The sequence below is a fragment of the Peribacillus sp. P4_D6 genome (assembly GCF_056401795.1).
Window position 1 is genome coordinate 1 of the sequence record NZ_JBFUIQ010000077.1, and the last position, 19,359, is coordinate 19,359.

General features: G+C 41.2%; 20 protein-coding genes. All 20 read left to right on the forward strand.

Annotation, left to right across the window (positions count from 1 at the left end; genetic code table 11):
• Positions 1-33: 33 nt before the first annotated feature.
• The 20 genes from spoIIIAC to spo0A all read left to right on the forward strand — a co-directional run bounded on the left by spoIIIAC (position 34) and on the right by spo0A (position 19,099).
• On the forward strand, positions 34-237 hold the full coding sequence (gene spoIIIAC, locus AC1DVB_RS18665) for a stage III sporulation protein AC (RefSeq protein ID WP_034308319.1): 204 nt from the start codon (positions 34-36) through the stop codon (positions 235-237).
• Between the two features lie 23 nt (positions 238-260).
• A complete protein-coding gene (spoIIIAD, locus tag AC1DVB_RS18670; RefSeq protein ID WP_223255841.1) occupies positions 261-641 on the forward strand; it encodes a stage III sporulation protein AD in 381 nt (126 codons plus the stop codon).
• Between the two features lie 30 nt (positions 642-671).
• Positions 672-1,880 (forward strand): stage III sporulation protein AE, encoded by a 1,209-nt coding sequence (spoIIIAE, locus tag AC1DVB_RS18675; protein WP_034308314.1) that lies wholly within the window; start codon positions 672-674, stop codon positions 1,878-1,880.
• Between the two features lie 16 nt (positions 1,881-1,896).
• Positions 1,897-2,505 carry a stage III sporulation protein AF gene (gene spoIIIAF / locus AC1DVB_RS18680; RefSeq protein ID WP_034308312.1) on the forward strand — a complete coding sequence of 203 codons (609 nt, stop codon included), beginning with the start codon at positions 1,897-1,899 and terminating at the stop codon, positions 2,503-2,505.
• 7 nt (positions 2,506-2,512) lie between these two features.
• Positions 2,513-3,184, forward strand: a complete 672-nt coding sequence (spoIIIAG, locus tag AC1DVB_RS18685) for a stage III sporulation protein AG (protein WP_048681803.1) — start codon at positions 2,513-2,515, stop codon at positions 3,182-3,184.
• A gap of 14 nt (positions 3,185-3,198) precedes the next feature.
• On the forward strand, positions 3,199-3,780 hold the full coding sequence (locus tag AC1DVB_RS18690) for a SpoIIIAH-like family protein (protein WP_057278796.1): 582 nt from the start codon (positions 3,199-3,201) through the stop codon (positions 3,778-3,780).
• Positions 3,781-4,404: 624 nt separating this feature from the next.
• A complete protein-coding gene (gene accB / locus AC1DVB_RS18695; protein WP_477590412.1) occupies positions 4,405-4,905 on the forward strand; it encodes an acetyl-CoA carboxylase biotin carboxyl carrier protein in 501 nt (166 codons plus the stop codon).
• A 14-nt stretch (positions 4,906-4,919) separates the two neighbouring features.
• A complete protein-coding gene (gene accC / locus AC1DVB_RS18700) occupies positions 4,920-6,272 on the forward strand; it encodes an acetyl-CoA carboxylase biotin carboxylase subunit (RefSeq protein WP_057278794.1) in 1,353 nt (450 codons plus the stop codon).
• A 37-nt stretch (positions 6,273-6,309) separates the two neighbouring features.
• The gene (locus AC1DVB_RS18705) at positions 6,310-6,714 is read left to right on the forward strand and encodes an Asp23/Gls24 family envelope stress response protein (protein ID WP_222620245.1); all 405 of its coding nucleotides are present in this window, start codon (positions 6,310-6,312) and stop codon (positions 6,712-6,714) included.
• A gap of 450 nt (positions 6,715-7,164) precedes the next feature.
• The gene (gene nusB, locus AC1DVB_RS18710; protein WP_034308295.1) at positions 7,165-7,557 is read left to right on the forward strand and encodes a transcription antitermination factor NusB; all 393 of its coding nucleotides are present in this window, start codon (positions 7,165-7,167) and stop codon (positions 7,555-7,557) included.
• A gap of 69 nt (positions 7,558-7,626) precedes the next feature.
• On the forward strand, positions 7,627-8,502 hold the full coding sequence (folD, locus tag AC1DVB_RS18715; protein WP_239858473.1) for a bifunctional methylenetetrahydrofolate dehydrogenase/methenyltetrahydrofolate cyclohydrolase FolD: 876 nt from the start codon (positions 7,627-7,629) through the stop codon (positions 8,500-8,502).
• Between the two features lie 139 nt (positions 8,503-8,641).
• A complete protein-coding gene (xseA, locus tag AC1DVB_RS18720; protein WP_239858472.1) occupies positions 8,642-9,994 on the forward strand; it encodes an exodeoxyribonuclease VII large subunit in 1,353 nt (450 codons plus the stop codon).
• Positions 9,991-10,224, forward strand: coding sequence for an exodeoxyribonuclease VII small subunit (locus tag AC1DVB_RS18725; RefSeq protein WP_034308286.1), 234 nt, complete (start codon positions 9,991-9,993; stop codon positions 10,222-10,224). Before xseA ends, AC1DVB_RS18725 begins: the two co-directional genes overlap by 4 nt.
• A gap of 1 nt (position 10,225) precedes the next feature.
• Entirely contained in the window at positions 10,226-11,119 is an 894-nt protein-coding gene (locus AC1DVB_RS18730; protein WP_057278792.1) for a polyprenyl synthetase family protein, read from the forward strand.
• 249 nt (positions 11,120-11,368) lie between these two features.
• Positions 11,369-13,261 (forward strand): 1-deoxy-D-xylulose-5-phosphate synthase, encoded by a 1,893-nt coding sequence (gene dxs, locus AC1DVB_RS18735; protein ID WP_239858471.1) that lies wholly within the window; start codon positions 11,369-11,371, stop codon positions 13,259-13,261.
• 4 nt (positions 13,262-13,265) lie between these two features.
• The gene (locus AC1DVB_RS18740) at positions 13,266-14,093 is read left to right on the forward strand and encodes a TlyA family RNA methyltransferase (protein WP_057278791.1); all 828 of its coding nucleotides are present in this window, start codon (positions 13,266-13,268) and stop codon (positions 14,091-14,093) included.
• Positions 14,094-14,336: 243 nt separating this feature from the next.
• Positions 14,337-14,786: a transcriptional regulator AhrC/ArgR gene (gene ahrC, locus AC1DVB_RS18745; RefSeq protein WP_034308279.1), complete on the forward strand. Its 450-nt coding sequence runs from the start codon at positions 14,337-14,339 to the stop codon at positions 14,784-14,786.
• A gap of 22 nt (positions 14,787-14,808) precedes the next feature.
• Positions 14,809-16,524, forward strand: coding sequence for a DNA repair protein RecN (recN, locus tag AC1DVB_RS18750; protein WP_477590416.1), 1,716 nt, complete (start codon positions 14,809-14,811; stop codon positions 16,522-16,524).
• A gap of 161 nt (positions 16,525-16,685) precedes the next feature.
• Positions 16,686-17,978 carry a SpoIVB peptidase gene (spoIVB, locus tag AC1DVB_RS18755; protein ID WP_057278790.1) on the forward strand — a complete coding sequence of 431 codons (1,293 nt, stop codon included), beginning with the start codon at positions 16,686-16,688 and terminating at the stop codon, positions 17,976-17,978.
• A 329-nt stretch (positions 17,979-18,307) separates the two neighbouring features.
• Positions 18,308-19,099, forward strand: coding sequence for a sporulation transcription factor Spo0A (gene spo0A, locus AC1DVB_RS18760; RefSeq protein ID WP_477590419.1), 792 nt, complete (start codon positions 18,308-18,310; stop codon positions 19,097-19,099).
• Positions 19,100-19,359: the final 260 nt, after the last annotated feature.

Genomic DNA, 19,359 nt, shown 5'->3' on the forward strand with positions numbered 1-19,359 from the left:
TTGCTGATGTAGGAATATGTGGGGGGAATGAAAATGGGCATTGACGTGGACATCATATTTAAAATAGCGGGTGTGGGGCTTGTCGTGGCATTTCTTCACACGATACTCGATCAGGTTGGGAAGAAGGAATATGCCCAGTGGGTGACACTTTTCGGATTTATCTATATTTTATTCATGGTTGCTTCTGTAGTAGAGGATTTATTTCAAAAAATTAAATCTGTATTTCTATTTCAGTAAGGGAGGGATTCGCGATTGAAATCATAAAAATCGTGGCCATTGCCCTAGTTGCCACCTTTTTGGCACTGATCGTCAAAGAGCAAAAACCAAATTTAGCATTCCTGCTTGTTGTTTTTGTAGGATGCTCCATTTTTCTTTTTTTAGCTGACAAGATATACGAAATCATTCTAATGTTAGAAAAAATTGCAGTTAATGCGAATGTAAATACCGTGTATCTAGAGACCATTTTAAAAATAATCGGAATTGCCTATATTGCAGAATTCGCTTCCCAAATTACAAAAGATGCAGGGCAAGGTTCGCTCGCTTCCAAAATAGAATTGAGCGGAAAAATCTTGATTCTTGCCATGGCGATTCCGATTTTGACCGTCATTATCGAAACGATTCTACAGATGCTCCCAAGTTAATGGATTACTCCTAGTCAATGAGGTGAATGTATGAAGCAGCGGATGCCTTACTTATCCATACTATTCGTTTTACTCTTTTTTTTGCATGCATCTATTGGACAAGCTGCCGAGAATCCAGAAAATGGTGAAGTTGATCAAGAGCCGATCATGCAGTCCGAACTGGTACAAGCCCAAATAGAAAGGCTGGGCGTCGATGAGCTCAAACAATATTGGGATGACATCGTTACGGAATATGGAGGATTCTTACCGGAAAGCCAGAAAGGGAGCTTCATGGATTTTGTAAGCGGCGATAAGAAATTTTCATTTGATGAATGGATAAAGGGAATCACAAAATTCATTTTTCATGAACTGCTCGTGAATGGAAAGCTGCTGGGGTCACTCATTTTATTAACCGTTTTCAGCATGTTCCTCCAGTCTTTGCAGAATGCGTTCGAGCAAAGCTCTGTAAGTAAGGTCGCTTATGCAATCGTTTATATGGTGCTGATCATTTTGGCACTTAACAGTTTTCATGTGGCGATTGAATATACAAAAGATACGATAGATTTGATGATTTCCTTTTTAATGGCGCTCATCCCTTTACTCTTGGCATTGATAGCTGCTTCAGGCGGACTTGTATCGGCAGCCTTCTTTCATCCGGTATTGATGTTTTTGATGAATACAAGCGGCATCTTGATTCAGTTCGTCGTCCTTCCGTTATTATTCTTTGCAGCGATTTTAAGCATAGTCAGCACGTTGACCGAACATTACAAAGTGACACAGCTGGCACAACTTCTCCGTAATTTTGCCATCGGGATCCTTGGAGCATTCATGACCATATTCCTTGGTGTGATCTCCGTTCAGGGAGCATCCTCAGCTGTAGCTGACGGAGTGACGATCAGGACAGCCAAATTCGTGACAGGTAACTTTATACCGGTCATAGGGCGCATGTTTACCGATGCAACGGATACGGTCATTAGTGCCTCCGTCCTTYTGAAAAATACAGTGGGATTGTCAGGCGTCATCATTCTCTTGCTCATTACCACATTTCCCGCCATAAAAATCCTGATGATTTCTTTTGTCTATAAATTGGCAGCGAGTCTTTTGCAGCCGCTGGGCGGAGGACCTGTAATAAAATGCCTTGACATCATAAGTAAAAGCATGATTTATATTTTCGCCGCATTGGCCATTGTCTCACTCATGTTTTTTTTAAGTATCACGGTAATCATCGCCTCTGGAAACATTACCCTGATGGTTCGTTAGAAAGGAGGAGGACTTGGTGAGTTTTTTAGCTGGCTGGGTATCCAACATCATCATATTTGTACTGCTGGCTACTGTGATCGATATGCTTCTGCCGAATTCAGCTTTACAGAAGTATGCCAAAATGGTTATCGGGCTTTTACTGATTGCAATCATCATCACTCCTATATTGGGATTATTCAATAAGGATTTCGATGATATTCTCACTGCGGCCACTAGTGAATTTGAGGATCAGAAAAAAAAAGATTTAGGAAATTTGACAGAAATGAAGAAAAAAGAAATACAAGCTACCCAGGGTGCATATATTTTAAAACAAATGGCTGTTGACTTACAGGCAGAAGTGGAAGAGGAGCTGATGGCGGATTATAACATGAGGATTAGTTCAATTGATGTAGGGGTCAAGAATGAGGAAGAGCCGGGTGTTGATGATCTGCAGAACATAACCATCTCATTGGAAAAGGCAGAAGGGAAAGAAAACTCGGAGATAGAGGCAGTAGCGAAGGTTGATATCAATACAGATAGCCCATCCACTTCGAATGATGCCAATCTGGATGCTGTCAAAAGGTTTCTGGCAACAAGTTGGTCTGTTGATGAAGAGATCATTGAAATCGCCGGGGAAAGGAAGTGACTGAGTATTGAACAAAGACAAAGGTCCATTATCCTGGCTGCAAAAACTATTAAATAAAGACCCTGACCAAAAAGAGCCTAAGGAAAAAAAACCTTCCCTGTATGTCTATGCTCTAATCGTTGTCCTTTTGGGATCGGGAATCATGATGGCCGGGAATTTGTTAACCACCAACAAGACGGGACAAACATCTGAAGTGACGACTGTATTCAATAATGATAAACAGCAGGAAGAAGATGGGGATGTTGAAACATTCGGCCAGAAGAAATCAGAATTCAAGACTACAAAAGACTATGAAATATATCTACAGAATGAAATGAAGGAAGCGCTGGAATCCATCGCAGGCGTCCAGGATGTGAAAGTCGTAATCTACGTCGATGCATCCGAGAAAAAAGTATATGAAAGAAATAAAGTCACCCAAAAACAAGTCACTGAAGAAACCGACCAGGAAGGCGGCAAAAGGACGGTCGAAGACACATCCGTTGATGAACAGCTAGTTTTGGTCAAGAGCGGTGAAAAAGAAGGACCGATCATTTCGGAAACGAAAAAACCTAGTGTACGAGGAGTCCTGGTAGTCGCAAAAGGGGCCGAAAACATTCAAATAAAGAAGTGGATCATCGAGGCTGTCACACGCTCACTTGATGTACCGAGTCACAGGGTTTCTGTCATGCCTAAAAAATAAGGGGGAAAATCTACATGTTATTAAAAAAACAAACCGTTTGGTTATTGACTATGCTAAGTTTGGTCGTTGTGCTTTCAGTCTATTATTTAACCGCTCCTGAAGAAAATGCCGCCGATATGACGGCAACAGAGCAAATGGAAAAGGAAGAAAATAAAACAGAGAACAAAGCAGAGACAAAAGGGGAAAACAAAAGTGAAAAAGAAACTTCCAAAAATACAGAAGGTTCCTCTGTAACCATTGCATCTGGAGATGAGTTCGAATCGTTAAGGATGCAGATTGAAGATGAACGGGCGAAGCTGAATGAAGAATTGACTGCAAAGATGGGCAACACAGAACTATCAGCTGAAGAAAGAGACGAGGCTTATGCAAAAATCGAACAATTAAGTGAAACGAAAGTGAAAGAAAATATCATCGAAAACTTAATTGTTGCCATGGATTACAATGCCGCACTGGTCCGGGTGGACGGAACGGATGTTAAGGTGAGTGTCAAGGCGGATAAACAAACGAAAACAGAGGCAAATAACATTATCCGCCTCGTAAGGAAAGAAGTGAGCGATGCACAAAATGTAGTGGTCGATTTCCAACCGGAAAAGTAAACACACATACAGAAAAAAGTGACTGATACAGAACAGTTCAACCTCATAAAAATTTGAAAGCCCCCTTAATAAAAAAATGGGAGGCTTTTTTATTATGATTTTTTAAACGATCTCACAAACCTGGAAACTTTAGAGGAAAAGCTTTTTTATGTCGATTGGAATCAGGAACTCAAATAGAAATGGTGATAATGATCATCCGTAATATTCTAGAAAAGTAATTACAATGGATATTATGGCTGGTTTTCCAGGAATGAAATGCAAAATTAAAGAGCAAGCGTTAAGGTGCCCAAGTTGATATATATTCACAATATTATAATAAAGGTGTAAGATGGAAGTATGGATATTCAGTAACAATTAATCTATCATTGAATTTGTATAAGCTAATATTGTATGATGTTAGAAGCTGGTCATAAACTTTTCAATTTTCTTAGGGAAACAATATTTTGAGAAAGTGAAATATCTGTTATAATACAGATGGGGTTTGTAGTCAGTTTATTCGCATTCGCGTAAAGAAAGCGGCTACTTTGTGCAGTATTGGACAAAGTAGGATAAGCTAAGGGTAGGGTTACATAAAATATTATTGCCTCACAAACTCATATTAAATTAGACAAGGGGTGCCACAAAATGAAAGTGCAAGAAATTCGTGAAATTATTAAGTTAGTCGATCAATCAAATATCGGTGAATTCGTTTTCGAAAATGAAGGAACGAAAATTAAATTGAAAAAAACCGAAACGGGTACAGTATTACACCAAGCAGCAGTTGCTCCAGATGTTGTTCAAGCCAATGCAGCTGTAGAGGCTAAGCCCGCAGCGGCCCCTGCCCCTGAAGTAGCGAAAGCTGTTGAACCTGCAAAACCGGCTGCAGCCGTCACTGAACAGGAAAATTTACATAAAATCACTTCCCCTATGGTAGGGACATTCTACCAATCTCCTGCACCGGATTCACCTGCATACGTAAAAGCAGGCGATAAAGTAACGGGGGATTCCATCGTCTGCATCGTGGAAGCCATGAAACTTTTCAATGAAATCGAAGCTGAAGTAAGCGGTGAAATCGTTGAAGTCCTTGTAAAAGAAGGTCAGCTTGTAGAATATGGTCAACCATTATTTTTAGTAAAGCCGGAATGAGGAGCTGTTTCTAAATGATTAAAAAGGTATTAATTGCCAATCGCGGGGAAATTGCTGTCCGTATCATCCGGGCATGCAAGGAGTTAGGAATCGAGACTGTTGCTGTCTATTCAGAAGCAGATAAAGAAGCATTACATGTTCAAATTGCTGATGAAGCATATTGCATCGGTCCTAAATTATCAAAAGACAGTTATTTAAATAAAACCAACATTATCAGCACTGCCAAGAAAACGGGATCCGATGCAATTCATCCGGGATATGGTTTCCTAGCTGAAAATGCCGACTTTGCCGAGCTATGCCGTGAATGCAATATCATTTTCATCGGTCCTAGCCCTGAAGCGATCAATAAAATGGGTACAAAGGACGTAGCAAGGGAAACCATGCGCAAAGCTGGTGTACCGATCGTGCCAGGTTCTAAAGGCATAATCAAAGATACGGATGAGGGTGTAGCACTAGCTAATGAAATGGGCTATCCAGTCATCATCAAAGCTACTGCAGGCGGAGGCGGTAAAGGTATCCGCGTCGCAAGGACGGAAGAAGATCTCATTAAGGGCATTAACATCACACAACAGGAAGCCGCGACGGCATTCGGGAATCCTGGCGTGTATATTGAAAAGTTCATCGAGGACTTCCGTCACGTTGAAATACAGGTCATGGCAGATAATCATGGCAACGCCATCCATTTAGGTGAGCGTGATTGTACGGTCCAAAGACGTTTGCAAAAACTTGTTGAAGAAACCCCGTCACCGGCGTTGGATGGTGAAATACGTGCGGAAATGGGGCAGGCCGCTGTGACGGCTGCACTTGCCGTAAACTATTCAGGAGCCGGAACAGTAGAATTTATTTATGACTATGTGAATAGAAAATACTACTTTATGGAAATGAATACACGTATCCAGGTTGAACACCCAGTTACAGAAATGGTAACGGGCGTGGATTTGATTAAAGAACAGATTAAAGTTGCTTCAGGCAACAAACTTTCGCTTTCGCAAGAGGATGTCACTTATAACGGATGGTCTATCGAATGCCGGATCAATGCCGAAAATCCAGAAAAGAATTTCATGCCTTCCGCAGGTAAGATTCAAATGTATTTACCTCCAGGCGGCTACGGAGTTCGTGTGGATTCTGCGGCATACCCTGGGTACTCGATACCGCCGTATTACGATTCCATGATCGCTAAATTGATTGTCCATGCACCGACTAGGGAAGAGGCAATCGAGAAGATGAAACGCGCCTTGGGTGAGTTTGTCATTGAAGGGATCAGTACCACAATTCCTTTCCATATTAAGTTACTTCAGCATGAACAATTTGTTTCCGGGGAATTTAATACCAAATTCCTTGAAATATATGATGTAATGAACTCATAATGTAAAGGAAGACAGGAGGTGCTTTTGAATGAGTGAAATGGAAGGCCAATTACTCGAAATGAATGATTATAATAGTGGGCTGGGCAAAGTTGAGATTGCGCCTGAGGTGATAGAGGTGATTGCGGGTATCGCTGCATCGGAAGTTGAAGGTGTTGCACATATGCGCGGGAATTTCGCTACGGGTGTTGTTGAAAAGCTTGGTAAAAAGAACCACGGTAAAGGTGTTAAAGTGGACTTAACGGGAGAATCCATCAAAGTCGAACTTTATTGTGTCATGAAGTTTGGTGTTTCAATTCCGAAAGTTGCTCAGGAAGTGCAAGATAACATTCGTGAAGCTTTGTTGAATATGACCGCTATCGACGCTGGCGAAGTGAACATTCATGTAGTGGGCATTGCGTTTGAAAACGCTAAACAAGAAGCGGATTACGAACAAGAAGTGTAAGTGGGCTTCATTCGATTCACACCAGCAAAAACCCGGCAAAAAGCCGGGTTTTTGTTTTTTTGAAAGTAAACTCCAAGATACCCGTTTTTGGAGCCTGCTTATAATATTAAATTTAAATGAACATAATAAGGCGGTGTCTGGAAATTTCCCTTTAATTCAAGGGTGATTTCTGTTAGAGTGTAAAAGGTGAAATATGAGCATGAAAGCTAGGCAAGAGCTTTTTGACACTTTCAAAAAGTATGGGACTGTGTTGGCCGTTTAAATGGAAAGTAATCTTGAGATGTAATCTTGAATCAAGATATTGAATATTTTGGCCTTTAATTTAGTGGGATTTAGCTTGTTTTTATAAAAAATATGGCGAGAATCTTAATATTTTTGAAAAAATGTTATTTAATGTTCGTTTGTTCTAGCATTTTCATATATAATAGTAGATGTAAAAGGAGTAAGATTATGAAAAGAAGAGAAGCCCGTGAAAAATCCCTTCAAGCACTATATCAGATAGATATTGCCAACTCGAATGCAGAAGAAGCAATGGAAAGCGTACTGGATGGTGCTCCCACTGATAATTATTTCAAGAAATTAGTAATGGGGATAACGGAAAATCGTGAACAAATTGATGGAATGATCAGGGACAATTTAGAGAATTGGACGTTGGAAAGACTGGCGAACATTGATCGGAATTTACTGCGGATCGCGGTTTATGAAATGGTTCACAGTGAAGATGTTCCTGTAAGTGTTGCAATGAATGAAGCTATTGAAATTGCTAAGAAATTCGGTGATGATCAATCAAGCAGCTTTGTAAATGCCGTTTTATCCAAAGTGAAGGTGAAAAGCGGCAGCTAAAGCTGCAGCCTTGAACAAGGATTCTCTCAGCAATTTCTTTAGCAAAATTAACTTGGGAGGAATAAACACATGTCAGCTCAAATCATTAATGGTAAAGAAATTGCAGAGTCAGTTAGGCAGGAAATCAGTAAGGAAGTTCAACAGTTACGTGAAAAAAATGTCGTTCCGGGTTTAGCTGTAATCCTGGTGGGTGACAATCAAGCATCTCAAACTTATGTGCGCCATAAGCAAAAGGCATGTGAGGACTTGGGTATGCATTCCGTACTAATTAAAAAACCTGCGGATCTATCTCAGGAGGAATTAATTCAGAGCATTGCTGAATTAAACCAGGATGACAGCATTCATGGTATATTGGTGCAGCTGCCCTTGCCTGGACATATTCAGGAAAAGGCGATCATTGAAGCGATTTCCCCTGAAAAGGATGTAGATGGATTCCACCCGATTAATATTGGGCGGATGATGACGGGACAAGATGCATTTTTACCTTGTACTCCGTACGGCGTCATGGTGATGCTTGAGTATATCGAATATGACCTTGAAGGTAAGCATGTTGTCATCGTAGGGAGAAGTAATATCGTCGGAAAACCAGCCGGACAATTGTTTTTAAACGCAAATGCAACCGTTACATACTGTCATTCACGGACAAAGGATCTTGCTTATTATACCAAGCAAGCCGATGTCGTTGTGGCAGCGGTCGGAAAGAGGGATACGATCACGAGTGACCATATTAAAGAAGGCGCAATCGTCATTGACGTYGGAATGAACAGGAATGATGAAGGGAAGCTTTGCGGTGATGTGGCGTTTGATGAAGTGAAAAATAAGGCTTCATACATTACACCTGTTCCTAAAGGCGTTGGTCCCATGACGATTACGATGCTTATGAAGAACACGGTCAAATCTGCTCAAAAAGCTCTTGAATCAAACAAGCAAGCATTAAAAAGCTGAAAAAAACGTTAAATTATTTTAAAGAAGCGGACCTCTTGTTTTATAATAACGGGAGACCGCTTTTTTTCCATTCATGGATTTATGATAATCTATAGGTGAGTTTTCTTTATATCCGATTTCCATCGGAAGGAGACATTATATGAGCAACCAACAATATTTGAGTGTGTCGGCTTTAACGAAGTACATCAAAAGGAAGTTCGATGCCGACCCCCATTTGCAAAATGTATACATAAAAGGTGAAATTTCAAATTTTAAACAACATACAAGCGGACATATGTATTTTACTTTAAAGGATGAGAAGGCACGACTTCTCTCCGTCATGTTTGCCGCCAATAATAAAGGCATGAAATTCCTTCCTGAAAATGGCATGAAGGTACTTGTTAAGGGTGATATATCATTATATGAAGCTGGAGGACAGTATCAGCTTTATGTGAAAAGCATGGCCCCTGATGGTGTGGGGGATTTATATCTAGCTTATGAACAGCTGAAGAAAAAGCTGGAGGGAGCAGGCTTGTTTTTGGCCGAACACAAGAAGCCGATCCCGCAGTACCCTAAGTCTGTAGGGGTCATAACTTCGCCGACCGGAGCTGCATTAAGAGATATCCTGACAACCATCAAGCGGAGATATCCGATCGCCAAGATCATCGTTTATCCAGCACTTGTACAAGGGAATAATGCCGCTAAATCGATTGCCAAGGCAATTTCCATGGCGAACGAAAGGGCGGAAAGCGATGTTCTCATTGTCGGAAGGGGCGGCGGGTCGATCGAGGAACTATGGGCCTTTAATGAGGAGATAGTGGCTGAATCTATATATGATTCCGATATACCTGTAATTTCTGCTGTCGGTCACGAAACCGACTTTACGATTGCTGATTTTGTCGCCGATATGCGTGCTCCTACACCGACTGGTGCAGCAGAGTTAGCGGTTCCTCACTTGAATGAAATACTCGAACGCCTGATGAACCGCAAGAATCGATTGACCCGCTCCATTCAAGAAGCAGTGAATTTTGAACGAACCCGTTTGACCAGGATGGAGAGGTCTTATGCCTTCCGTTACCCACATAAAATGTACGAACAGAAGCTGGAACAACTAGACAAGACGATGGACAGGCTAGGGAGGACCAGCACGCGATATTTCATGAAAAAGAGAGATGAGCTGAATCAGCTGAACGATATTTTGAAAAAGCAGCATCCTGAACAAGCGGTGAAAAATGCGAAAGATGAACTGCAGCAGCATGCAAAGGTTTTACGGAGGGCCATGGAAGCCATCTATCGGCATAAATCTCAGCAGTTCGTCCATATTACAGCCACTTTATCTGCTCTCAGTCCACTAAAAATCATGGAACGGGGCTATGGATTGGTTTTTGCTGAGGATGAGACATTAGTAAAAAGTACACAGCAAGTATCAAAAGGGGATAAGATAGCGGTTTCGATAAAAGATGGAACTCTTGAATGTGAAATTAAAGAAATTAAGGAGCGGATTGAATCATGACAAAAAAACAGGAAGCTACATTTGAAGAAGCGATGGAGAATCTCGAAAAAATTGTAGAGCAGTTGGAAGAAGGCGATGTGCCCTTGGAAGAAGCCATTTCAATATATAAACAAGGGATGGATTTATCAAGGCTTTGCCATTCAAAGCTTAAGGCTGTTGAAGATCAGTTGACTCAAATTTTACGCGAAGATGGGGAACTTGAAAACTTTGCTGTACAGGAGGAAGAATGACATGGGTACGGCGTCCTTTGAAATGTTTTCTAATGAATATAAGGCAATTATAGAACGGGAAATCGTCGAATATGTCAATAAACTTAAAGCCCCGGCAGTAGTCAAAGAAGCCATGATCTATTCACTGCAGGCAGGGGGTAAACGGATTCGCCCATTATTGGTCTTTGCGGTTTTGGAGGCCTTTGGAAAAAGCTTGAGGATAGGGATTCCTGCAGCGGCTGCCATTGAAATGATTCATACATATTCTTTGATTCATGATGACCTTCCGGCAATGGATGATGATGATCTCCGCCGCGGAAAACCGACGAATCATAAAGTGTTCGGTGAAGCGGTGGCCATACTGGCAGGTGATGCACTTCTTACTTATAGCTTTCAATTGGTGACGGATATGACCAATCCCGAGGTCACGGCTGAAATGAAGCTGAACCTTGTAAGTGAAATTGCGAAGTCCGCCGGAGCCGAAGGAATGGTTGGGGGGCAAGTTGCCGATATGGAAGGTGAGAATAAACAGCTGACCCTTCAGGAATTGGAGTATATACATGAACATAAAACAGGGAAGTTATTGACTGCAAGCATCCTTTCCGGTGCTATATTAGCAGGGGCGAGTGAAGAACAGCAACTGCATTTACGTGACTTTGCATACCACCTGGGGCTTGCTTTTCAAATTCGCGATGATATTCTGGATATTGAAGGGTCAGTCGAGTTGATCGGCAAGCCGGTTGGCAGTGATGTGGGGAATCATAAAAGCACATATCCTTCTTTACTAACCCTTCAAGGGGCAAAGCAAAAGTTGGAACATCATATAGAACTTGCCCATGCCGCTTTAGGTAAAACAACCTTACAAACGGGTTTGTTGAATGAACTAACTGATTTAATTGCGAACCGTAATCATTGATTGTGGCTAAATTTGTTATCAATTGAGGTTTTGTGGTATACTCATTGTGCAAAAATATGTGAAAATCAAAATGAATTTTTTAATTGAGATACGTGATAAAATAGGTATAATAAGCCGCCGAAATCACCTGGGTGTTGGCGGCTATTTTTTAACTTAAAACCAATTTTTCGGTCAAGTCTTCCATAGTCCTCTTTCATGAGGCTTTGTTTATGCTAACCACCGAAAATGACAGAAAGTGAGTGGTCCTGTTTGGATCTTCTATCTATAAAAGACCCTTCTTTTTTGAAGAAGATGAATAATGAAGAACTTGTCGAGTTAAGTGTGGAAGTACGGAAATTCCTTGTGGAAAAATTATCGGTGACCGGTGGGCACATTGGTCCCAATTTAGGTGTCGTCGAGTTGACTATAGCCTTGCATAAAGAATTCGACAGTCCGAATGATAAAATTTTATGGGATGTCGGACATCAATCCTATGTCCATAAAATCCTGACTGGCAGAGCAGGAGAGTTCGACACCTTAAAGAAATATAAAGGTCTTTGCGGTTTTCCTAAAATGATTGAAAGCCCCCATGATGTTTGGGAAACCGGTCACAGTTCGACTTCCCTTTCAGCTGCAATGGGGATGGCGGCTGCCCGTGATATCAAAGGGGAAAACAGCTTTATTTTGCCTGTAATCGGAGACGGTGCCCTAACAGGGGGGATGGCGCTTGAAGCGTTGAATCATATCGGTGATGAAAAAAAGGACATGATCGTTATCCTGAATGATAATGAAATGTCCATAGCCCCCAATGTAGGTGCCTTACACACGATATTGGGAAGATTGCGGACAGCAGGTAAATATAACTGGGCAAAAGATGAATTGGAGCTGCTTTTGAAAAAAATTCCTGCAGTCGGTGGTAAACTTGCGGCTACAGCTGAACGTTTGAAGGATAGCATGAAATATTTATTGGTATCAGGAATCTTTTTCGAAGAACTCGGATTCACTTATCTTGGACCAGTAGATGGACATAATTATGAAGAATTGCTTGAGAATTTAAGATATGCCAAGAAAACGAAGGGACCGGTCCTGCTGCATGTCATCACGAAAAAAGGCAAGGGATATTCACCTGCCGAGTTGGACACAACCGGGAACTGGCATGGGACTGGCCCATATAAGATCGAGACAGGTGATTTCGTGAAATCCCCTAGTAAGGGTCCTGCTTGGAGCGCTCTCGTAAGCGATACTGTCAGCAGGCTAGCCCGTGACGATGAGCGGATTGTCGCGATTACACCTGCAATGCCCGTAGGTTCGAAATTGGTGGGCTTCTCTCAAGAGTTCCCAGAGCGTTTCTATGATGTAGGGATTGCCGAGCAGCATGCTGCAACTTTTGCAGCCGGATTGGCAACGCAAAAAATGAAACCATTCCTGGCTATATATTCAACCTTCCTGCAAAGGGCTTATGACCAGGTGGTGCATGATATTTGCCGTCAAAATTTGAACGTATTCATAGGAATCGATCGTGCCGGATTGGTTGGTTCCGACGGTGAAACGCATCAAGGCGTTTTCGACATTGCTTTCTTGCGCCACGTACCGAATATGGTGCTGATGATGCCGAAAGATGAAAACGAAGGCCAGCATATGGTCAATACGGCCTTAAAATATAATGATGGTCCGATTGCCATGCGTTTCCCTCGTGGGAATGGTTGGGGAGTAGAGATGGATGCTGAATTACAGCAGATTCCGATCGGTTCGTGGGAAGTTCTTAAAGAAGGAACGGATGCTGCCATCTTAACTTTCGGCACAACGATTCCCATGGCTCTTGAAGCGGCAGAACTGCTCGAGAAAGAGGATTATTCAGTGAAGGTGGTCAATGCCCGGTTCATTAAGCCTTTGGATGAGAACATGCTAAGCAGTCTCCTTGGTGAAAAAATGCCAATCCTGACAATAGAAGAAGCGGTTCTTCAAGGTGGTTTTGGTAGTTCTGTTCTTGAATATGCTCATGATCAAGGATTTTATGGGGCAATTATAGATCGAATGGGGATACCTGATTATTTCATTGAACATGGAAGCGTCGATGAACTTCTTGAAGAAATCGGTCTGACGACTGAGACAGCCATCAAAAAGATTAAAATGATAACACCCAAAAAAGAAAAAAGGGCCTGAAAATATGAAAGTGATGAAAGAAAGAGTGGATGTATTACTTGTAGAACAAGGCTTGGCCGATACACGTGAAAAAGCGAAGCGTATGGTTATGGCAGGCCTTGTCTACGCGAATGAAGAGAGATACGAAAAACCGGGGGAAAAAGTGCCGGTCGATCTAGAATTCACGATCAAAGGAAAAGTCATGCCTTACGTTTCAAGAGGCGGTCTTAAACTTGAGAAGGCATTAAGGGAATTCGATTTACAAGTGAATGGAAAAATACTGCTTGATATCGGATCATCAACTGGCGGGTTTACGGATTGTGCTTTGCAAAATGGCGCCATAATGTCTTATGCGCTTGATGTCGGCTATAATCAACTTGCCTGGAAGCTTAGGCAGGATGAGCGGGTAAAAGTAATGGAAAGAACCAATTTCCGTTATGTTACACCCGCCGATCTCGACGGGGAGATGCCAAACTTCGCAAGCATTGATGTTTCCTTCATCTCGCTTACGTTAATTTTACCGGTACTAAAGACCTTGCTCGTCCCGAATAGTGATGTCGTTGCCTTGGTTAAACCGCAATTCGAAGCCGGGAAGGATCAAGTGGGTAAAAAGGGGATTGTTCGTGATCCCAAAATCCATAAACAAGTGTTGGATAAGATCATTTCTTTTTCTTTAAAGGAAGGCTATGATATTAAGGATGCCTCCTTCTCACCGATTACCGGCGGTGATGGAAATATTGAATTCTTACTTCACTTACACTGGCAAGGGCCGAAGGAAGATGGAGCATTATTGCTTTCGAAAACGGTTGATGACATCGTTGGAGAGGCCCATGCCCAATTTAAAAAAGAATAGCTAGAACTTTGTATGGCTCCTTTGGCTGAATGGTTGGCTAAAGGAGCTTTTTGACTATGCATTGTCGTCATGGAATTGAATCATTTATGAGTGGATACATAAAATAGGTAAGTGCAAAAATTAGACTTGTATTCATTTTAGAGAAAAAAGTTGTACAATTGCATAAAAATCCGATAACATTAATATTGAAAGTGATACCATTACCATTAAATGAGCAACAGTTGAGAAGAGGTGCTTCTACTTATGAATAAAGGACAACGACATATAAAAATAAGGGACATTATAACGAATAATGATATCGAAACACAGGATGAGTTAGTTGAAGAATTGAAATTAGCTGGATACAATGTAACTCAAGCCACCGTTTCAAGGGATATTAAAGAGCTTCACCTTGTAAAAGTTCCTTTAACGGATGGAAGGTATAAATACAGTCTGCCGGCCGACCAACGTTTCAATCCACTTCAAAAATTAAAGAGAATCCTTGTCGATGCCTTTGTACGCATTGACTCAGCCAACAATTTGCTGGTTATGAAAATGCTCCCGGGTAATGCCCAAGCCATCTGTGCATTGATTGATAATTTAAATTGGCAAGAAATACTCGGGACGATCGGCGGCGACGATACTTGTTTAATTATCTGCCGTTCCGAGGAAGATGCAAAGATCATTTCCGGCAAATTCTTGGACATGCTCTAATAATGTTGTGAGGTGATCTAGTTTGTTAACAGAACTATCGATTAGGAATTTTGCGATCATAGACAGCCTGTCCGTTTCATTTGAGAAAGGCTTGACGGTCTTGACAGGAGAAACAGGGGCAGGGAAGTCAATCATAATAGATGCCGTTCATCTGTTGGTTGGGGGACGTGGTTCTGCAGAGTTCATTCGGCATGGTGAGTCGAAGGCTGAAATAGAAGGATTATTTCAAATTGAAGATGAAAAACACCCGGTCTTTGCCAAAGCGGAAGAGTTTGGCCTGGATATGAATGATGGGATGGCGATACTTCGAAGGGATATTTCACAAAGCGGTAAAAGCGTTTGCAGGGTAAATGGGAAGCTGGTGACGATTTCCACTTTGCGTGAGATAGGGCGAACATTGATAGACATCCATGGTCAGCATGAACATCAGGAATTAATGGATGAACGACTCCATCTTCCGCTGCTCGATCAATTCGGCGGTGAAAAAATCGCATCTGCACTCACTGAATACCAAAAGCTATATAAACGGTATGAAACCGMTTCTAAACAATTGAATGGTTTGAGCCAAAATGAACAGCAAATGGTCCACCGCCTTGATTTGATCCAGTTTCAATTCGATGAAATCCAAAAAGCTGATTTGAAATTACGCGAAGATGAAGAATTGATGGAAGAACGGAAGAAAATTAATAATTTCGAAAAAATCCATGAAGCGCTGCAAACCAGTTATAATGCTTTAAATGGTGAGCAGCATGCAATTGATTGGCTTTCCGTAGCCATGAATAATTTGGAGGAAGCGGCAGGGCTTGATGAAGGTTTAAAGCACAGCTCTGAAACCGTTTCAAATAGCTACTTCCTGCTCGAAGAGGCTGTGTCAAACATCCGGGACCAATTGGACTCTTTGGATTATGATACAGAACGTGTGGAATTCATTGAAAGTCGACTTAATGAAATAAATCAATTAAAGCGTAAATACGGACGGACCATCGAGGAAATCCTGGAATATGGGGCCGCAATTGAAGAAGAAGTCGAAAAGCTGCAAAATAGGGAAACCCATATCGCGAAGCTTGAAAAGGAAATGAAATCCATCAAGGCAGATCTTATCGTCGAAGCAAAGAATCTGTCTGAACTTCGCCAGAAATTCGCTCAGCAGCTAACCAAAAAGATTCATCAGGAATTAAAGGATCTATATATGGAAAAAACAATTTTTGAACCTCATTTCCTTCAGACAGCCTATACTTTCGATGAATTGTCAGATAGGGGGATTAATCAGTCAGGGCTGGATTCAATGGAATTTTATATTTCCACCAATCCAGGTGAACCGTTAAAACCTCTTTCTAAAATCGCATCTGGTGGAGAACTGTCGAGGATCATGCTGGCTTTGAAAAGCATTTTCTCCAAGCATCAAGGGATAACGTCCATTATATTTGATGAAGTGGATACAGGTGTGAGCGGACGGGTTGCACAATCCATTGCCGAAAAGATCTATAAAGTGGCAACTGGATCACAAGTATTGTGCATATCCCATTTGCCACAGGTGGCAGCCATGGCGGATACTCACCTTTTTATAGCGAAAAATGTAAGGGCSGGACGCACGAATACCTCGGTCAAGCCGCTAATTGAAACTGAAAAAATAAAAGAAATTGGCAGGATGATTTCGGGAGTAGAGATTACGGACTTGACGAAACAACATGCCAATGAATTAATCCAGCTGGCCAAAAGGCTGAAGATTACATCTTGATGGGCCTGTAAGAAGATTATTTAAACTTATCATAAGCATTCATTGTAAAGCTATCCAAAAACGGATAGCTTTTATTTTTTGCACCTGTTATAAATGACTGTCATGAGGGCTAAATTAAAGGTGTAGCCATAAAGTTTCAGAGAGCGAGGAGAGTGAATGGATTGAAATTTATATGGATAAACAGGATCATCGGTGGAATTCTCCTTGTTTCGCTATTAACATTAGGGTTATACCAGCCATCTCGTGAATATTTTTTAATTCCAAATCATCTTGTACTATTTGAAGGAAGTCAATATAGTATTTCCAAATCATTGCCTGTTTCTGCAAAAACTTCGGGATCCAGTGATGGAATTTCACTTCATGATGAACAAGCTTCGATTACGCTTGGTGCCGAGAAACCAGGTACGAATGAAGTGTTACTCGATGTAGCAGGCTTGCCTGCCAAAAAGGTCGACATCAGGGTGTTAAAAGACTTTAGGGTCATGCCTGGAGGCCAATCCATTGGAGTGAAGCTTAATACTCTTGGGGTGCTCGTAGTAGGTCATCATCTTATTGATACGGCGCAGGGGAAAAAATCACCGGGAGAAAAAGCGAAAATTGAAATCGGTGATATTATTACTGAAATCAATGGTCAGACGATAAAGAAGATGGGGGATGTAACCCCTTTTGTTCAGCAGGCAGGTGAAAAGGGTGAGGCGTTGAAAATTGTCATTAACCGTGATAATAAAGTGCTTCATAGTACCTTATTACCGCTAAAAGATAAGAATGAAGGAACTTACAAATTGGGTTTGTATATCCGTGATTCGGCAGCTGGCATCGGAACGATGACGTTTTATCACCCGGATTCAAAAAAATATGGGGCGTTGGGACATGTCATATCCGATATGGATACAAAAAAGCCGATTGTTGTTAAGGACGGACAGATCGTTCAATCGACGGTCACATCCATCGAAAAAGGAAGCAATGGTGATCCGGGAGAAAAATTGGCACGCTTTTCTTCCAATAAAGAAAAAATAGGAAATATCAATCGCAATAGTCCCTTTGGCATTTTTGGGAAATTAAATCAAGATTTTAAAAATGGAATTAACGACAAACCACTCCCCATCACCCTTTCCCATGAGGTAAAGGAAGGGCCAGCAAAAATCCTTACAGTGGTGAATGGTTCTGAAGTGGAGGAATTCGATGTCGAAATCGTCAGTTCCATCCCACAGAAGTTTCCTGCAATCAAAGGAATGGTCTTAAAAGTGACGGATAAAGAATTGCTTCAAAAAACGGGTGGGATCGTTCAAGGTATGAGCGGCAGTCCTATCATTCAAAATGGGAAATTAATCGGTGCAGTCACCCATGTATTCGTTAATGATCCTACAAGTGGGTATGGAGTCCATATCGAATGGATGTTAAACGAAGCCGGTATAAATATATACGACAAAGATAATTATGAAAAGGCAAGCTAAGAATCCGGGTATCCTTTTGGATGCCCCTTTTTAATGGAAAATTATGATTAGCATAGGTTTAGGTCGGAATTAATTTTGATTTCTTCAAAAAATAGAGGTTTTTTTGGAACGATGTGATAAAATGAAAACGATATGAAGATTTTTCGACAAACGGTTTATTCCAATAGCAAACGAAGTCGAAAACAAGAGATATCCGGAGAATAATATTGAATTCCTTATATTTTTTCAAAAATAAAAGGAATTTAGTTTCCATTGTCGAAAAGTTCAATTACAATAGAATTTAGTCATATAGAAAAAAAGACCAATTGTAGTTGAGGAGGAAATCAAGCGTGAAAAAAATTAAGGTGTGCGTTGTAGATGATAATAGAGAACTTGTTGGCCTTCTGGAAGAATACATTTCTGCACAGGAAGACATGGAAGTGATTGGGGTGGCACATAACGGTCAAGATTGCCTGGGTATGCTAGAAAGCGTTGATCCGGATATTTTGATCCTCGATATTATCATGCCTCATTTAGATGGGTTAGGTGTACTTGAGAAACTTCGTGAAGTAAAACGGGGTGCCATGCCTAATGTGATAATGCTTACTGCCTTTGGTCAAGAAGATGTTACGAAAAAAGCAGTTGATTTGGGTGCGTCTTATTTCATCCTGAAACCATTTGATATGGAAAATCTGGCCAATCACATCCGTCAGGTAAGCGGTAAAGGGCAGGCGGTTTTAAAAAATCATAGTCAATTTAGCTATCGTCCCCAAAATGAATCCAAACCGAAGAACCTTGATGCAAGCATCACCAGCATCATTCACGAGATTGGAGTGCCTGCACATATTAAGGGCTATTTGTATTTAAGGGAAGCCATATCCATGGTATATAATGATATTGAATTATTGGGTTCCATCACCAAAGTTTTATATCCGGATATCGCAAAAAAATACAATACTACGGCCAGCCGAGTTGAACGTGCTATCCGGCMTGCGATTGAAGTGGCATGGAGCCGTGGAAATATAGAATCCATATCATCTCTTTTCGGCTATACCGTAAGTATGACAAAGGCAAAACCTACAAATTCCGAATTCATTGCCATGGTTGCCGATAAGCTGCGCCTCGAACATAAAGCTTCTTGACAGGGGTAGGGTAATACCGGTTGTTAAGACTCAGGGTAACTATTGACCTTATAAAGGCTAGAGCCGCTAAATATAAATAGGAACTCTCCGTCTGGAGGTAAAGGACAGGAAGAAGTTGCTTCGTGATTTTTTCTAATCGGCAACTTCAAATCTTTTTACGCCGGTTAAAAAAATTAAACGCCTTTTATTTATTGGATTTTGCAGCAAATCCCATAAATAAAAGGCGTTTTTGTTTGGTTGAAAAAGCGGCACAAATCAGA